Source organism: Porphyromonas gulae DSM 15663 (assembly GCF_000378065.1).
Taxonomy (GTDB): Bacteria; Bacteroidota; Bacteroidia; order Bacteroidales; family Porphyromonadaceae; genus Porphyromonas; species Porphyromonas gulae.
The window spans coordinates 12,045-29,019 of sequence record NZ_KB899170.1 but is presented as its reverse complement, the minus strand read 5'-3'; the positions used below and the strand labels follow the sequence as shown (position 1 = coordinate 29,019).

Here is a 16,975-nt window from a genome sequence, read left to right as displayed (position 1 = left end):
ACTTGGGCTTTTTTCTTACATTTGCGGTCTCAACAATTAAATGCCCCTATATATGCTAAGACTTCATATAATATCTTCAAGCGGCAAGGCTGATTTTGCTATCCCATATACCCACTCTCTCATTGTGGAAGGAGAGAAAAGAACGCTTATACCCATGACAAATAAGCAGGAATAAGGCTCTCAATAGCCGGGCAAAAGCATAAGGCACGCACCTGATTCGAGACTGAATCGGGTGCGTGCCTTTCTTTTATCGCCCGTCGAACGGGCTTTCTTCATCTACGATCTATATATAAATGGCATGACAATCTATATAGATAACGAAAACGATTTATATATGAATTGAAAACGATTTATATACAGATCGAAAATGATTTATATATAAATCGAAAATGGTCGATATACAAATCGTTTTTCCTCCTCTTAGAAACCCGAATCCGACCTAAAGAAGTTCGTTTTACCATCTTTTGGGATTCAAAAGATGCTTCCTTTCAGGTGCTTATTTAGAATCATTCCAAACTCATCTTCGTTGTTGAAAACTTTTTTGGAGCGTATTTTTCGGTGTTTGGCATAAGCCCACTAAGTGGCGAAAAAAGGACTTCCACGATCGATTGTCTCGCTCCCCTATCCTAAACCAAACACTCTGCTGCTACTTATTATAATATAATCCGATCTTGACGCCAATAGCGACTGAAAAGGGAATCGTGCTTCATTATTTATTACTTTTGCGCGATAATGTTCTCGTGCAGACGCGGCCAATGACCGAATCGTGCACAGGAGGAGCAAAAACATTCTTACAGGAGCAAAGCGTACAGTATGGAAATAGCGAGCAAATACAACCCCGAAGAGGTAGAATCGAAATGGTATAACTACTGGATGGAATATGGCTGTTTCATCTCCGTTCCCGATGGACGAAAGCCATATACCGTGGTGATCCCCCCACCCAACGTGACGGGAGTACTCCACATGGGGCATATGCTCAACAATACGATTCAGGACATCCTCGTACGCCGTGCCCGTATGAAAGGGTACAACGCCTGCTGGGTGCCGGGTACAGACCATGCCTCCATAGCCACTGAGGCCAAGGTGGTAGGCCGATTGGCCGCTCAGGGTATCAGCAAGCAGGATCTCAGCCGAGAGGAGTTTCTCCGTCATGCATGGGACTGGACCCACGAGCACGGAGGTATCATCCTCGAACAGCTCAAGCGTCTGGGAGCGTCCTGCGACTGGACACGGACAGCCTTCACGATGGACGAATCCCGCTCCGAGAGCGTGATCAAGGTGTTCGTGGATCTCTACAACAAAGGACTGATCTACCGTGGCATACGGGTGGTAAACTGGGACCCGAAAGCACTGACTGCCCTCTCGGACGAAGAGGTGATCTACAAAGAAACGAACGGCAAGCTCTACTATCTACGCTATTTCGTAGAGAACGAACCGGACAAATATATAATAGTAGCGACGACTCGCCCCGAAACCATCATGGGCGACACGGCCGTCTGCGTGAATCCGAACGACGAACGCTACCGCTGGCTCCGAGGCAAACGGGTGATAGTACCCACCGTAGGGCGTGCAGTACCCATCATCGAAGACGAATATGTGGATATGGAGTTCGGTACGGGCTGTCTGAAAGTGACGCCCGCACACGATGTCAATGACTATATGCTCGGGCAGAAACACCGGCTCGAAAGCATAGACATATTCCACGACAACGGCATTCTCAACGAACATGGCGGCCCGTACGCCGGTATGGACCGATTCGATGTGCGTAAGAAGATCGAACAGGATCTGATCGATGCCGGTCTGATGGAGCGAGTGGAAAACTATGTAAACAAGGTAGGCTACTCCGAGCGTACCGATGTACCCATCGAACCGAAGCTCTCGATGCAGTGGTTCCTGCAGATGGAAAGTCTGGCCAAACCGGCTCTCGATGCCGTAATGAACAATGAGATCAAACTGCATCCGGCCAAATTCAAGAACACCTACCGTCACTGGATGGAGAACGTGAAGGACTGGTGCATCAGCCGACAACTCTGGTGGGGGCATCGTATCCCTGCCTACTACCTGCCGGACGGAAGTATCGTAGTGGCGGAGACGGCCGAAAAAGCGGTGGAGCTGGCCCGCAAGCAAACGGGATCGGACTCGCTCACGGCAGAGGATCTGCGTCAGGAAAGCGACTCGCTGGATACGTGGTTCTCCTCATGGCTATGGCCGATAAGCGTATTCGGCGATGTGATGGATCCGGAGAACGAAGAGCTGGACTACTACTATCCCACGAGCGACCTCGTGACGGCTCCGGACATTCTCTTCTTCTGGGTAGCCCGCATGATCATAGCAGGCTATGAATACCGTGGCAAGAAACCCTTCGACAACGTATATCTGACCGGTATCGTACGCGATGGTCAGGGCAGAAAGATGTCCAAGAGCCTCGGCAACTCGCCCGATCCTATCATGCTGATGGAGAAATACGGTGCCGACGGAGTCCGCATGGGACTGATGATGGCCGCTCCGGCCGGCAACGATGTGCTCTTCGACGAATCGCTCTCGGAGCAGGGACGTAACTTCTGCAATAAGATATGGAATGCCTTCCGCCTCGTAAAAGGATGGCAGCAGGCAGAAACGGCCACGCAGCCCGAAGCCTCGGCACTGGCCGTGAAATGGTTCGGCTATCGCCTCGATGAGGTGAAGACGGAGCTGGACGATCTCTTCTCCAAATATCGTCTGAGCGAGGCACTGACACTGGTTTACAAGCTGTTCTGGGACGACTTCTCCTCCTGGTATCTGGAGATGGTGAAGCCGGCATACGGTCAGCCGATGGACGCGAAGACCTACGGCAGTACGATCGGATTCTTCGACCAGCTGCTGCGTTTGCTCCATCCCTTCATGCCTTTCATCACAGAAGAGCTATGGCATGCACTCGAACCGCGTCACGATGGCGAGACCATCATGCTCTGCCTCCTGCCCGATGCGCATGAGACGGACAGGGACTTCCTACAAGCCTTCGATCGTACACGGGAGATCATAGCCGCCATTCGCAATATCCGTACCGGCAAGAATATTCCTTTGAAGGAAAAGCTGACGCTCGAAGCAGGAAGCGAACACGATACGTCCTTCGATGCCGTTATCATCAAAATGGGCAACCTCGAAGCCATCGGCCGAGTGGAAGAAAAGACGGGCGGCTCTACCTCTTTCCTGATCGGTACGCTAGAATACGCCATCCCGATGGGCGGATTGATCGACGTGGAGGAGGAGATCAAGAAGCTGTCCGACGAACTGGCCTATCAGGAGAAATTCCTCGTTTCGGTCATGAAAAAGCTCGGCAACGAAAGCTTTGTGGCCAAGGCTCCGCAGGCTGTCATAGAGCTTGAGCAAAAGAAGAAAAGCGATGCCGAAGCGCGAATTGCCACGCTTCGAGACAGTCTGAACCAGTTGCAATCGACCAAATAAACCCCATACACAATCTCTTTAGCCAACAATGAAACCGAACGAAGTACAGATTCAGCTCGAACGCCTGTTCCGCACACCGATCGAACACCCCGACAGCTCCAAAACGGTACCGATAGCCATCAGTGATCTTTTCGTCCAAATAGATCCGGCTGCAGGGGAAGTACAGCTATTCAACGACAAGGACGAAGAGCTCCATCGTGTGGTCATATACGATTGGATCCAAGAAGGACGGACGGAGATACCGTCCACAATGAGGCAGGAGCTTCGGGGCGCAGTCAAAAGACTGCATGCAGCCCGATTCTTCGACAAAGACCAATTTGTACGCCCCTTCTCAGTAGCTCTGACACAGGAGGATTTCACGATTATCGAGGAATTACTCTTCATCGACGACGAACTGATTCAGCTGGATTCGGCCCTATTGGAAAATTTGGACGAAGAATTGAATAATTTTCTTGCCGAACTTCTTCCGGATATGGAATAATTATTTACCTTTGCAGCGCTTTCGAGAGAGGGCGGGCGGTCGCAAGGCCGTCTACAGACTGCCGAAATAGCTCAGTTGGTAGAGCAATTCATTCGTAATGAATAGGTCGCCGGTTCGAGTCCGGCTTTCGGCTCTGACTTTAGAGATTGTTGTTAATGTGTTTGGCTGTGTTGCGATTGTTCGTAGCACAGTCTTTTTTTATGGGCAGTGCATCGGCATAATGGAGCGGAGCGGTCGTATGCTTCGATAGATAGGCTCGGTAAACGAAAAGGCTACTATCTTTGTTTCATCCATAGAACAATACTTACTAACGAACAAATACAAACGATCATTATGTCAGAACATGCACGCTGTCTCATCATCGGTTCCGGACCTGCCGGCTATACCGCAGCTATCTATGCTTCTCGTGCCAACCTCAACCCCATCCTCTACGAAGGGATACAACCCGGCGGTCAGCTAACGACTACGACCGAGGTGGAGAACTTCCCGGGCTATCCCGAAGGAATCACCGGTACGGAACTGATGGAAGACTTGCGCAAACAAGCGACCCGCTTCGGAGCGGACATCCGTTCGGGTATCGCCACAAAAGCCGATTTGAGCAAGGCTCCTTACCGAATCACGATAGACGGGGAAAAGGAAATCACAGCCGATACGCTTATTATCTCCACGGGTGCCACAGCCAAATACTTGGGCTTGGCCGATGAAGCCAAATATGCCGGCATGGGTGTTTCTGCCTGTGCAACCTGTGACGGATTCTTCTACCGCAAGAAGAAGGTAGCCGTAGTGGGAGGAGGCGATACCGCATGCGAGGAGGCTCTCTATCTGGCATCGCTGGCCGAGCATGTGTACCTGATCGTACGCAAGAACTACCTCCGTGCCTCCAAGGTAATGCAGGAGCGTGTGATGAATACGGCAAACATAACCGTTCTCTTCGAGCATAATACCATGGGTCTATTCGGCGAAAACGGTGTGGAAGGTGCTCATCTGGTGAAACGCAAAGGAGAACCGGACGAAGAGATGGTGGACATTGCCATCGATGGCTTCTTCCTTGCTATCGGTCATACGCCGAACTCGAAGATCTTCGCCGACTACCTCGACTTGGACGAAGTGGGCTATATCCTGACGGAAGGTTCATCTCCGCGCACAAAAGTACCCGGCGTATTCGCTGCCGGCGACGTTGCCGACCCACACTATCGTCAGGCTATCACGGCTGCCGGATCAGGCTGCAAGGCTGCTATCGAAGCAGAGCGTTATTTGGGCGAACACGGCCTATAAAAAGCATTGCTTCAATACAGAAAAGACAAAACCGGCCAAGGAGAGCTATTTCCTCTCTTTGGCCGGTTCCGTTTTTTGTCACTTTCGCCTCATAGCGATGCTTTTCTTTCAGGTTTTTCTGATATCCATATTATATCGATCATCATCTTGGCCATTGATTCTGAATTATTAATCTTAAATAGCATTATTTCATTGATGCATGTAAAGAATTACTATTGCCTTCAAGAATGTATAAAATATTAAACAAAGGAGTCCAATAGAAAACATCGTCACAAGCCCGATATTGCCCTGAATCTCTGATAGAAAAAGGAAAAGACACGGAACATATTTATTGGAGAAAGAAGGGGTGCTATTGGTGCTTAAAGCCCAGAAAACAGCCCCTATATTTCGATTCATCTCCACAGAATATTGCCTTTGGCTTTGCGTTTTTTATTCATAAACCAAAAGTTATATCTATTTTTGGCAACCGATAGGATAAATACCCTTTCCGGAAGAGGGAGATATCTGCCCTGAGCTGAAAGAGAATGGAAAATAACGATAGATTGAACTCACTTTGGGTGAGAAAAATTAAGAGACTGGTCGATTTTTGTCTCGCATTGATTTTTTTAGCCGTTGCCCTGCCTTTTATGCTGATCATAGCATTGGTGATTTTCATGCAAGACGGGGGGTCTGCAATCTTTTCACAAGAACGTATCGGTCTTGGTGGAAAGCCTTTCATGCTATATAAGTTTCGCTCGATGAAGATGGATGCGGAGGCCAACAATCAACCTCAGCTATTCCAAGAAAATGATTCCAGGCTGACGAAGTTCGGTCGTTTCCTGAGGGCCTCTCACTTGGACGAGTTGCCCCAATTCTGGAATATCATCAAAGGGGATATGTCTATCGTAGGCTATAGGCCCGAAAGGGAATATTACATCCGTCAGATAATGGAACGAAATCCGGACTACGCGCTTTTGTACCAAATAAGGCCGGGGCTGTTTTCCTATGCTACGTTGTACAACGGCTATACGGATACGATAGAGAAGATGCTGGTGCGTCTGGAGATGGATTTGATGTACTTGCAGAAAATCAGTTTCTGCTACGATACCAAGATTTCGATACTGACGATCTCTTCTATCCTAATCGGCAAGAAGGTATAAGTAAGTAAACCACAGATTTTACGAGGGAAGGTTCGAAAGACTTTCCCTTTTTCATTGTAACGAGTTGGGAATGTGGCAGCTTTGCTTACTCTCAAATTGGTCAGAGAGGCAAAGGGCGACCAATCAGCTTTTCGTTTTGAAGCAGATACCAGCAAAAAGATAACCCATTGATCGATGTCGGACGGAAACGTCCGTCCTGCTCTACCTCCCGCAATACGGGCTGCATGATCTGCTCAAAACCGATGATATCGCCTTTCCAAATAGAAGGACGCGGCATAAATGGGCGAAGCAAAGGCTTTACGGTTCGTTTGAGCCGATAAACGGGAGAAGAAATAATACCATGCAGGTCCAAATCGTCTGAAAAAGAGATACCACTCTCACCGTACAGCTCACGGCAAATATCATCATAGATACGCTTTCCATAGCGGTATTCAAAGGGAAGAGAATAGGCAAAATCAAGCAACTCCTTATCAAGGAGCATGCAAGCTGTATCCAACCCGAAGAAACGCCATGATTGCTGGCTATTGAGCATATACTTGGGGATGTTTTCCCACTGCATATACTGCTCGAAAGTGCGATAGGCCGGCTGTTGTATTTGATCGTAGCCGGCAAACAGCTTTGCCTGCATGGAGAGCAATCGTTCCTTCTGTTTCCTGTCAAACTGTTGGTTCATCTGCTTGTGGGAGTAGAGGATACACGACAGCTCATTAGGCGAAAGTTTGCTCTCTGCCAAACGGGGGTGCATCAGCTGAGAACCACCCAAGTCATCTCCCTGATGGCCGGGCAAAACAACAGCATTCGATGGGAATGGAACCATGCTATTATGCACCGATCCGGATGCGATACTTCCAGCTGCTATGAACTCTTGGTAGTAATAGCAGGAAGATAGTCCGGTCATATTGTACATATAAGACAGAAACTCAGCATCCTGTGTATAGTCGGCTCGGTCGGATCTTACACTGTTGATATAGACGAATGGGAAGCCGAGTCTATCCGCCACTTTAGCAGCTTTCAGACTGTCCGGATTTCCTTCTTTACCATAGGAAATGCAATAGACATGGGGGTACTTCAGGCGGTGCAGCATATAGGCTATCATCCGCGAGTCGAATCCGCCAGAAAGAGGGAGTATGGCCGGCCGACCATTCAGATAGCCGACAAGTCGTTTGCCGGCACGAATGAGGCGGTGCTTCAGTTCCTCTTTAGCCTCTTCATAAGATAATGGGTGGCTGTCAAACGGAGCATATCGGTCTACCGTATCGTAGGCTGTAATCGTAATGCCCTTTCCGGCTCTATATCGCATAGCGTGTCCGGAGGGTAGTTTCCGAATCTCACGAATCAATGTGCTATCAGCCGGAGTATATCCCCAACGCAAGAAAAAAAGGACAGCGTCATCATCCCAGTTGTCCGGCTCTGTGAGCAATGAATAACCGTTCTCCGCCATACGGAGTCCATCGGAAAAAAGACGGTAGTAGAGACGCTGTGATGAGCGATGGTCAGTCGCAGCCCAGACTTCGCCATCGGCACGCTGGAAGGCGACAGCCCATTCCCCTGTAATACGCTTAGTTCGGGAAAGAAAGTCATCCCAATCCGAAGCCGCATGGAAGAAGGCTTGCAGTTTTTGGGAAGTAAGATGCCGGTCTCCATCGAAGATAAACCCTGCTGAGTAACCGGCCATTATATCAATATCTTTCTTTGGGAGCACAGGAGTGAAGTCTGAGGCTATTTTCATATTTGCGAATAATCATATAGAACCATGCTATCTGCACAAATGAGTCAAGCGCACGCTCGGCAAAATGCAGCCACATATATTTTTCGAAAGGTAACAGTCGGGTTCCTGTCAGGATAACAAGTAGCTGAACAACCAATAGAATGGCCTGCATCTTCATGAATTTGCGCTGCTTCCCAAACAAATCGGGCAGGAAATTATATACGGACGACAGAAAATTGAAGATAAAGAACGGCAGCATAGCCATTATAATGGATGAACACAACAGCCATTTCTCCCCTAAAATAACAACGACAAGCGGCTCCAAAAAGAAGAAAAGGAGGATAGAGCCCAGTACAGCTACCAAAAGCCAAATGAGGACGAACCTACGGATCGGAAGGATGAAAGACAGCCCAGCATTCTTCTGTTCAGCAACTCGTCTGAACCAAACTCGGCTGAGCGAATCGCTAATAAGTTGCATAGGCCTACCGGCAAGCATATAGGCCATACCATACAGCCCGACGGCTGCATCGTGGTATTGCAAAGGCAATAGCAAGGATACAAGACTACCGGACAAGATGTCTATAACGGCCTGAGGCAATGAATAACGCGGGAAATTGGCATAGGTACGGGCTGCTATTCTCAGACGTTGGCAAGTAACATATCGCTTGTATTGGGACAAAAGAGCCTGCTTGCGTACAAGGGGAAGGATACCTGCCATACCACCGAGCAGGGCCGCAAGCTGAAGCCCCCAAAAGCCCATCTTGAGAAGGCCGAAACCTATTCGAAGCAGATTATTGCCCAGTCCTTGACTGATCTGTGCAATACTCATACGGCCATATTGATTATGCGAATTAGCCCATGACAACAAGGAAATTACTCCTGCAGCAAAGAAGACGAAAAGGGGAAGCAGGAATAGATGCGTTTGCTGTCCGCTGTATCGCGAATCCGTCAAAAAGGGATTGATAATGAGGACTACCGGAATAAGAGCCAAGCAAAAGATCAAATTGAACCGAAGAGATGTAAACAGCAGCAACAATGCTCTTTCTTTCGATCGTGCCAATATGGTAGCTTGATCATAACGTCCAGTGGCAACGATCGTGAGGACACCCACAATGGAAAGGAAAACGGTAATTTGACCGATCTCGGATTCGGTATAGATACGTCCGATAACGGGAAGTAGCAAGAAAGCCAATATCTGTACAAAGGTACCGGCACTGATCAGCTTCATGCTGTTTGCCGTCATAGAACTTTGTCCTTGCTTCAAGGACGAGCGTCCTTCCTCTCTTATCATTGTGAAGACGGTTCGAATGATTTAATTGCTGATACCACGGTATGGATTTCCTCTGTCTCCATTTCCGGATAGATAGGGATCGACAAAACTGTTCGAGACAGCGACTCCGACACATCCAAAGATTCAGCCCAACGAGCAATACCCATGAATGCCGGCTGCCTGTGAAGCGGTATCGGATAGTATATCATCGAGGCAATCTTATGTTTGGTCAGATGCTCCCGCAGTCTGTCGCGCATATTCTCATCGAAGAGCTTAAGGGTATATTGATGATAAACATGTACTGACTGTTGCAGGGAGATCGGAGTATGGAGCCATTCGATGCCTTCGAGCAAAGAGGTATAGCACGAGGCTACCTCATTCCGGTGTGTATTGAAACGATCCAGATACTGCAATTTCACTCTGAGAACAGCTGCCTGAATGGTATCGAGTCGAGAGTTGCATCCTATAATGTCATGTTTGTATTTGACCTTTTGACCATGGTTGGATATCATTCGCACTCGCTCGGCCAATTCATCATCATTCGTCGTGATGGCACCACCATCTCCATAACAACCCAAATTCTTCGATGGAAAGAAAGATGTACAACCTATATGCCCCATTGTTCCTGTCTTTCGTTTATTGCCATCGGAGAATGTATATTCGCCACCCATTGCCTGAGCATTGTCTTCGATAACGAACAAATCATTTCGCTTGGCAAAGTCCAGAAGCGGTTCCATATTGCAGGACTGACCAAACAAGTGTACCGGTATGATTGCTTTCGTCTTGTCGGACAGACATTTCTCACAACTCTCAGGTGTAAGATTGAATGTAACGGGATCTACGTCAGCGAAAATAGGAGTCAATCCTAACAAACCGATAGCTTCAGCACTTGCGGCATAAGTGAAATCGGGCACAATGATCTCATCTCCAGCTTTCAATCCAACAGCCATCAGGCTGATCTGCAGTGCATCTGTACCATTGGCACAAGGGATCACATGCTTTACATTCAGATAGGCTGCCAAATCTTCCGCAAAAGCATGTACTTCTTTGCCATTGATGAATGCGGTGCTATCGATAACTCCTTGAACGGCCTCATCGATCTGCTTTTTCAACTGCTGATACTGCTTTTTCAGATCAACCATCACGATCGGTCGGGATGTAGAGGTAAACATGGTTGTTTGTCTTGTTGATGAAAGAGAATAATAGGAAGAAAAAAAGCTGTGTCGGGGGTTGGCTCCCTGATACAGCTTCTTGTATTTCTGCCTAAAGATCGATTTTCGTCACGTTGGTCTGTTCTATCACGGATTTATCAAAAGAAGAGCCTTATCTTATTATTTCGGAAATAATTTTCAGAGGCTCTGCAATCTTTGGAGACGTTTGAGTTCGCCATTTTGGATCAAGAAAAATGTGGGCAGCGACCTGACGTTGAATGACAAGGCTGCTTTTCCCTCACTATCGTTCACCGTGATCCAAGGGAGTGTACGCGTTGCATTCTGCCAGAAATATAAGTCCTTGTCAAGAGAAATCTCATATATCTGAAATCCATTGTTGCGATGCCGTTGATACAACGCTCTTTGTTCTTTTACCAGAGAAGGCGACCATTCTGCCTGATGGGAGGTAAAAGCTATCAATACCTTGCTATTTGCTTCTACAACTTTTGATAACGGCTGTTCATTGCCTCGGCTATCGATTAAGGTTATTTCGGGAATATCTTTCACTTCTATTTTGCGAGTGGAAATATCTTTTGCGACACGATCTCTTCGCATGGCAGCGATTCCCAAGAGAGAAAGATCTCTAACGCTTTTGGTATAGGGCGAAGTTGGGTAGTAAGTATCGTAAGCCGTAGCTACAGCTGCAAAGGCCTTGGCATCCATAGGGTCGTAGATATTGAAATACAAAAGACCGTCTTTCTGCTGGAACAGCGCAAAGTACGAAGCCGGTGATTTAGGATCCTGGAAAATGAAATCGTTACGCAATGTGGTCTTAAACTCATCTATCACCTTAGCAATAGTGTCTTGATACTGTGCGGCGTTCAGCTTGTTCGCTTGGAAAGAGCAATACAAACCATCCAAACGACCATCCGTTTGACCTTTCAATGTGGCAATCTTGCGGATATTGTCATTCTCAACACCCAGATTGTCTTCGATAGTATAGTTAGAAAAGTTGTTCCGATCTGTTTGTATACTGATTCTCGATCCGATCTGAGCAACAAAATTGATCTGCTGCCTCTTAAATTCGAGCTGGTAGAAAGATGGCATTGAGTCCGCTTGTGCTACAAAACTGAAATGACCTCTACGGTCAGGACTTGCAGAGTCAAGCACAGAAAGATCGCTCCCTACGATCTTAGTCAGATATACTTGCGCGGTATCCTCATAACCGGCAATCGAACCTTCGACCCGAAATGTATCTTTGTTACCACAGCTATTGAGAGAGAAAAGACAGATGAAAGCCAAACAGATCTGGCATAATTGCTTCATATTCGTCGAGAAAATGTGTCTATTAGTTTTTTTACAGCTGCAAATATATGTTATACGATTTGTATATCACTCTAACAAACGCATTGACAACTGATAGTATAGTTGTTATTCCACATATCCAGCCTGCATAAATCAATCCTTTTTTGCTGCCGTTTGCTGCCGCAGTACAGCTAGACATGCCCTATTGACCCTACGACGCTCGGCATCGAATAGCCACCCCCATTTGTTGAAGTAACGGATGAGAGAAACAATATGGTGCCGAAGCAGTTTGGCATCATGATAAGAACCTTTCGCATAGGTATGTGTGATGGAGACTTTTGGGAAGAAAACAGTACGGGAAAGTTGCCCTATACGTCTGCACAGGTCTAAATCTTCAGCATACATAAAAAAGCGCTCGTCAAACCCTCCTACTTGTCTAAGAATATCCATTCTTACAAACATGAAACACCCCGAAAGCGAAGGAATATCCTGAATCGTGTCATAAGACCAATAACGCAACTCGAATCGCTCGTTATTCCTCTCTCTATATGGTCTATAAGGAACAAATCGCCTGAGCATAACATCCCATGGACGAGGAAACAATTTGCATAAATGCTGCAATTCTCCATTAGGATAGTACACTTGCGGCATCAACAATCCTATATCAGGATTTTCATCCATATATGCAGCGAGTGCAGGCACTACTTCCGGGCCGAACTGTACATCTGGATTAAGGATTAGATGATAAGGTGGGTTGAAGCGGGCTGCCTCTCTTATAGCTATATTGTGGGCCGATCCGAATCCTATATTACGGTTATTGAAAAAATACTGGATATCCTCAGGCCGCTCTTCTTCGAGAATACGGAGGCTGTCAGTCGGAGAATTGTCTATAAGAATGAGCTTCTTCTTAGTTATCGTATCAGAGAAAAATGAGTTAATAACGTCCCGAATAGTATCCGGTTTGCTCTTATAAAGTACGATCGAAGCTGTAATAATCGAACATGCGTTCTTCATTGAATTTATTTTAGTGAAGCCAATAGTTCTGTATAGTAGTTCTGATATTGTGCTGACATTGTTTCGGCAGAGAAACGATGCCTGATATCGAAGACTTTTTGAGGGTTGAACGTATGACCAAGGCTTTTTAGTATGCAATCCTCCAATTCTTTTTGGTTTCCTACAGAAAAAAACAATTCGTTGTCCTGAAAGCCTGTGCCGCAGATTTCTCTGAATGGAGGCAAATCAGTGGCTACAACGGGTTTTCCACAAGCAATAGCCTCCAGATAATTCAGGCCGAAACCCTCCGAGTGAGAGGCCGTGATGGCATAATCTGCTGCCATCATATATTCATGGACATTTTTCTGAAAACCCAATAACCTGATATTATGGGTCTTGTCTCCAATTTCCTTTTGACAAGCATCACTCAATGGCCCGTCACCTACAAAAAAGAGATAAGAATCGCCACTCAATTTTTGGCTCTCTAAAAGGGATTTAAAGGCTCGAATAATGATGAGAGGATCCTTGCGAGAGAACAGACGTCCCACGACAAGGAAGATTTTCCCGGAGACTGGAAGTCCTAATCGATGTCGCAGCTGTTTCTGATGATCTTCGTCCGGTATTTGGAAAAAAGAAAGATCTACACCATTGTGGATAATACGTATTCTCTCTTTTGTTTTATTTACATGTGATGCATAATAGTCAGCTACAGCTCTACTTATCGCTACATAATGTCCTATCTTACTAAGGCTACGCAAGTAGCGGAAATTCATGTAGCTCCCCAATAAATTACCTTTCAGGAAAGTGAAGTCGTCCTTGGAGATGTTATGGAGGGTACTTAGGCTTGTTATATTCCGGGACAAATGAGAGGCAATCAGATCAGGATGGTATCCGTGACTATGGAGGATATGAGCTTTCTCGTTGCGTAGCACAGACAAAACCTTTCGTGCTATCCTACCGGTCTGTAGCTCCAAAGAAAGAAGGCTGTAGTTGAGGTAAATACATTTTACGTCTATAGCTCTTAGCTCTTTCACTATCGGATCTTCTTTTTCCTCATGACGCAAACAAATGACAATAGGATGGAATTTGTCTCGATCCATGTGTCGAATGATGTCGCGCATGACTATCACCGGTCCTGATTGGACAATGTTATTGATCAGATGGGCAACGGTTATCATATTATGTCGAATTACTTTGTAGGAAAAAGACTGTGGCAACACAAAGTCAGGCTCTCATCATTCTTTTTATCTTCTGTTCTGTTTTACACAGAAAATATCCTAAATATCTCAGAACAGAAGAGTCTGACAATTGACAAGCAAACTTAAATCGGATAAACGGATGGTATTGCATGGAGGCGATTCTCTTCGGATTCAGTGGCCTGTATTCCCTTATCGTCTTATATTGATTGCAGGGAGCTTTGTCATAAAACATTTTAGCTACATTCAAGTAGGCTATTTCAAAATCAGACTCGATTTCTGATTTCTCAACATTGTATGGAGGAATAAGCACGCTGACCAAGGGAGAATGCACGATCATAATTCTCTAAACAGTATTTTTCAGAAGAGTATAGACTTATAGTTAGCGTATGGTTCAGCTGGACTGCTGAGATCCTTAAGCATAAAGAATGAGAACACAACCAAAATAGCCAAAATCACACCTTTTTGCCATATTTTATCTGACAATACATAAGCATTAGGGATCAATATGAATATGAACATAAAAGGATAGAACATAAGCCTGATACCCACTTCAAAAGAAATAGTTGTGTTATATATCAGAATCGATAAGACATAGAGGAAAATATATTGATCAATTTGAGAATCCTTTTTTTCAAGGTCAGACCTTATCGCCAAAAACACAAGCGCAGAGATATTGAGGAAAAGTTGAAAAAAGCCGGAAGAAGAAACAGCCGGTATAAACTCCTTTCTGATATAAAAACCATATCTCTCCGGAAGTAGAGTAACCGCAAAATCTGCAATAGGTTGAAGAATGACTGCTCCCAAAATCCATGTTACAACCAAACCAATCACTAACAAGGAATTGTCGATTCGCTTTCGAGACAGAGGAAACAGTACCATCATGACTAAAGCACTCGTATGAAAGAGTGCGGAGAAAGCGATACAGATATAAAAATACAAATATTTTTTAGACAAAAACAATGGGAATGACGCAAATATGATGCCCATGGCCACATATTGTCGCATGGAATTCATCGTTTCGAAATATCCTCTGTATATGAGGAAGAAAGCGATGATAGAAAAGATGCAATCTTTGGACATCTTTCTCATCCCGATGAACATCAGGAGAATGGTCACAAAGGATACCAATATAAGCCATGTATGAAAATCCAAGTTCAAAGAATGAAAGGCTTTATTGATCCATTGCCATATCAACTCGAAATTGTGGGCTGTTTTACTATCCGGAAATTGATAGGCATATTCGTAAATTTTATAATCCCGTCCCATCCCGATCCTTGTACCGGAGAAAATTACAAGAGCGAGTCCTGATATCCAAAAGACGAAGGGTTTGAAACGATCATCATATTTATCTGCAAGGAACATTACCGCAAGGAAACCAAATAAAACGAAATAAGGTAACATGATTATCTATTTTATCTATTTGGTTGAGGCAGATTCGATAGCGGAATTACCGATATTAAGCAGGGTAAAATCGCTGTCCGCCGGAAGCTCGTACACATTACGACCATCAATGACCAAAGGTGAAGCCATCGCTCGAGAGAGAGCTGCCCAGTCAGGCATTCTGAATTCCTTCCATTCCGTCACATGGAACAAAGCCTCTGCTCCCCGGACTGCATCGCACATATCCGTGGCATATTCCACTTTGTCGCCCAATCTTTTTTGTGCCTCTTTCATCGCCACAGGATCGTACACTCGGACCCTGCAACCAACTTCCAGCAGCTTCTCGATGAGTACCAGCGAAGGGGCTTCACGCATATCATCGGTACCAGGCTTGAATGAAAGCCCCCATATTGCCACACGCCGACCTTGAACATCGCCATTATAATAGGCCGAGAACTTATCGAACAGGATACTCTTCTGCTTCTCGTTCACACGTTCAACGGCTTGTAGGACTTCCATCGTGTAACCGTTGTCTTCTGCTGTCTTGATAAGAGCTTTGACATCCTTGGGGAAGCAGGATCCACCGTACCCACAACCCGGGTACAGAAACTTGCTGCCTATACGTGAATCGGAACCGATACCGAGACGAACCATCGAGACATCTGCACCCACTCGTTCGCACAAGTTGGCCACATCATTCATAAAGCTGATCCGAGTGGCCAGCATGGCATTGGCAGCATATTTGGTCATTTCAGCCGAAGCAATGTCCATGAAAAGAACACGGAAGTTGTTTAAGAGCATTGGCTTATAAAGACTTGTGATCAGTTCGCGTGCCCTGTCCGAATCCACTCCCACGACCACTCTATCGGGTTTCATGAAGTCATCGATGGCATTTCCTTCTTTCAGAAACTCCGGATTAGAAGCGATGTCGAAGTCAATCAGCACCTCACGCTTGTCCAATTCTTCCTGTATAACCTTCCTGATCAGTCGGTACGATCCCACCGGCACGGTACTCTTGGTAACGACCAGAATATAACGGCTCATGGCACGACCGATACTACGAGCAGCATCGAGCACATAGCTCATATCCGCACTGCCGTCTTCACCGGCCGGTGTACCCACCGCTATGAATACAATATCGGCTTCCGGCACGGCTTGCTTTATCTCCGTTCCGAATCGCAGTCTGCCGGCTTTCACATTGCGAGCTATCATTTTTTCAAGCCCCGGCTCATAGATGGGGATAGTCCCGCTATTCAGCTGATCGATTTTATTTCTATCAGTATCTATGCAGCGAACATTTGCTCCCAACTCCGCAAAGCAAGTAGCACTGACCAGTCCCACATAGCCGATACCGACTACGGCAATATCCATATTGTAATAGCTGATTGAGTTCTTCGGCACAAAGGTAAGATAAAAAGAGAAGCTCTATCGGGAGAAAGTCGGCTATTTCCTCGTCCTGTAGCAGGAATATAGTGCCTACTACCCGAAAGAACATGAGATACAAAAACCATGCCTATAGGTGTATGTAAGCCGATAAACCGACGACATGTCCGGACTTCCTGCAAAAAAGAAATGGGCCGACTGCCGATGCAAGCCTGACCCATTTCCTTTGATCAACGAATCCCTCCTT

Annotated in this window: 12 protein-coding genes and 1 tRNA gene; 5 read left to right on the top strand and 8 right to left on the bottom strand. The window is 46.1% G+C overall.

The features are described 5' to 3' along the window. Positions 1–813 precede the first annotated feature (813 nt). The 5 genes from F452_RS0107875 (at position 814) to F452_RS0107855 (ending at position 6,339) form a co-directional block, all read left to right on the top strand. Entirely contained in the window at positions 814–3,444 is a 2,631-nt protein-coding gene (locus F452_RS0107875) for a valine--tRNA ligase (RefSeq protein ID WP_018965668.1), read from the top strand. A gap of 28 nt (positions 3,445–3,472) precedes the next feature. Continuing rightward, entirely contained in the window at positions 3,473–3,925 is a 453-nt protein-coding gene (locus F452_RS0107870) for a hypothetical protein (RefSeq protein ID WP_018965667.1), read from the top strand. 60 nt (positions 3,926–3,985) lie between these two features. After that, positions 3,986–4,058 (top strand) — tRNA-Thr (locus F452_RS0107865). A gap of 200 nt (positions 4,059–4,258) precedes the next feature. Then, positions 4,259–5,200, top strand: a complete 942-nt coding sequence (gene trxB / locus F452_RS0107860) for a thioredoxin-disulfide reductase (RefSeq protein ID WP_018965666.1) — start codon at positions 4,259–4,261, stop codon at positions 5,198–5,200. Positions 5,201–5,724: 524 nt separating this feature from the next. Then, positions 5,725–6,339 carry a sugar transferase gene (locus tag F452_RS0107855; protein ID WP_026292302.1) on the top strand — a complete coding sequence of 205 codons (615 nt, stop codon included), beginning with the start codon at positions 5,725–5,727 and terminating at the stop codon, positions 6,337–6,339. A 100-nt stretch (positions 6,340–6,439) separates the two neighbouring features. On the opposite strand, the gene F452_RS0107850 is transcribed toward F452_RS0107855, so the two are convergent. The 8 genes from F452_RS0107850 to F452_RS0107810 all read right to left on the bottom strand — a co-directional run bounded on the left by F452_RS0107850 (position 6,440) and on the right by F452_RS0107810 (position 16,716). Next, positions 6,440–8,068, bottom strand: coding sequence for an asparagine synthase-related protein (locus F452_RS0107850; RefSeq protein ID WP_026292301.1), 1,629 nt, complete (start codon positions 8,066–8,068; stop codon positions 6,440–6,442). After that, the gene (locus F452_RS0107845; protein ID WP_018965663.1) at positions 8,019–9,338 is read right to left on the bottom strand and encodes a lipopolysaccharide biosynthesis protein; all 1,320 of its coding nucleotides are present in this window, start codon (positions 9,336–9,338) and stop codon (positions 8,019–8,021) included. Before F452_RS0107845 ends, F452_RS0107850 begins: the two co-directional genes overlap by 50 nt. Further along, positions 9,335–10,489 (bottom strand): DegT/DnrJ/EryC1/StrS family aminotransferase, encoded by a 1,155-nt coding sequence (locus F452_RS0107840; RefSeq protein ID WP_018965662.1) that lies wholly within the window; start codon positions 10,487–10,489, stop codon positions 9,335–9,337. The genes F452_RS0107845 and F452_RS0107840 overlap by 4 nt, the downstream gene beginning before the upstream one ends. Positions 10,490–10,666: 177 nt before the next feature. Continuing rightward, the gene (locus tag F452_RS0107835) at positions 10,667–11,794 is read right to left on the bottom strand and encodes a thioredoxin-like domain-containing protein (RefSeq protein ID WP_018965661.1); all 1,128 of its coding nucleotides are present in this window, start codon (positions 11,792–11,794) and stop codon (positions 10,667–10,669) included. A gap of 132 nt (positions 11,795–11,926) precedes the next feature. Beyond that, positions 11,927–12,787 carry a glycosyltransferase family 2 protein gene (locus F452_RS0107830; protein ID WP_018965660.1) on the bottom strand — a complete coding sequence of 287 codons (861 nt, stop codon included), beginning with the start codon at positions 12,785–12,787 and terminating at the stop codon, positions 11,927–11,929. 5 nt (positions 12,788–12,792) lie between these two features. Then, positions 12,793–13,944, bottom strand: coding sequence for a glycosyltransferase family 4 protein (locus tag F452_RS0107825; RefSeq protein WP_018965659.1), 1,152 nt, complete (start codon positions 13,942–13,944; stop codon positions 12,793–12,795). Positions 13,945–14,322: 378 nt separating this feature from the next. Then, positions 14,323–15,366 (bottom strand): EpsG family protein, encoded by a 1,044-nt coding sequence (locus F452_RS0107815; RefSeq protein WP_026292300.1) that lies wholly within the window; start codon positions 15,364–15,366, stop codon positions 14,323–14,325. Positions 15,367–15,381: 15 nt separating this feature from the next. Next, positions 15,382–16,716 carry a UDP-glucose dehydrogenase family protein gene (locus tag F452_RS0107810; RefSeq protein WP_018965657.1) on the bottom strand — a complete coding sequence of 445 codons (1,335 nt, stop codon included), beginning with the start codon at positions 16,714–16,716 and terminating at the stop codon, positions 15,382–15,384. Positions 16,717–16,975 lie beyond the last annotated feature (259 nt).

Excerpts from the sequence above, each read along its gene's own strand:
- F452_RS0107875 (WP_018965668.1), top strand. The coding sequence starts at position 814 with ATGGAAATAGCGAGCAAATACAACCCCGAAGAGGTAGAATCGAAATGG.
- F452_RS0107870 (WP_018965667.1), top strand. The coding sequence starts at position 3,473 with ATGAAACCGAACGAAGTACAGATTCAGCTCGAACGCCTGTTCCGCACA.
- trxB (WP_018965666.1), top strand. The coding sequence starts at position 4,259 with ATGTCAGAACATGCACGCTGTCTCATCATCGGTTCCGGACCTGCCGGC.
- F452_RS0107855 (WP_026292302.1), top strand. The coding sequence starts at position 5,725 with ATGGAAAATAACGATAGATTGAACTCACTTTGGGTGAGAAAAATTAAG.
- F452_RS0107850 (WP_026292301.1), bottom strand. The coding sequence starts at position 8,068 with ATGAAAATAGCCTCAGACTTCACTCCTGTGCTCCCAAAGAAAGATATT.
- F452_RS0107845 (WP_018965663.1), bottom strand. The coding sequence starts at position 9,338 with ATGATAAGAGAGGAAGGACGCTCGTCCTTGAAGCAAGGACAAAGTTCT.
- F452_RS0107840 (WP_018965662.1), bottom strand. The coding sequence starts at position 10,489 with ATGTTTACCTCTACATCCCGACCGATCGTGATGGTTGATCTGAAAAAG.
- F452_RS0107835 (WP_018965661.1), bottom strand. The coding sequence starts at position 11,794 with ATGAAGCAATTATGCCAGATCTGTTTGGCTTTCATCTGTCTTTTCTCT.
- F452_RS0107830 (WP_018965660.1), bottom strand. The coding sequence starts at position 12,787 with ATGAAGAACGCATGTTCGATTATTACAGCTTCGATCGTACTTTATAAG.
- F452_RS0107825 (WP_018965659.1), bottom strand. The coding sequence starts at position 13,944 with ATGATAACCGTTGCCCATCTGATCAATAACATTGTCCAATCAGGACCG.
- F452_RS0107815 (WP_026292300.1), bottom strand. The coding sequence starts at position 15,366 with ATGTTACCTTATTTCGTTTTATTTGGTTTCCTTGCGGTAATGTTCCTT.
- F452_RS0107810 (WP_018965657.1), bottom strand. The coding sequence starts at position 16,716 with ATGGATATTGCCGTAGTCGGTATCGGCTATGTGGGACTGGTCAGTGCT.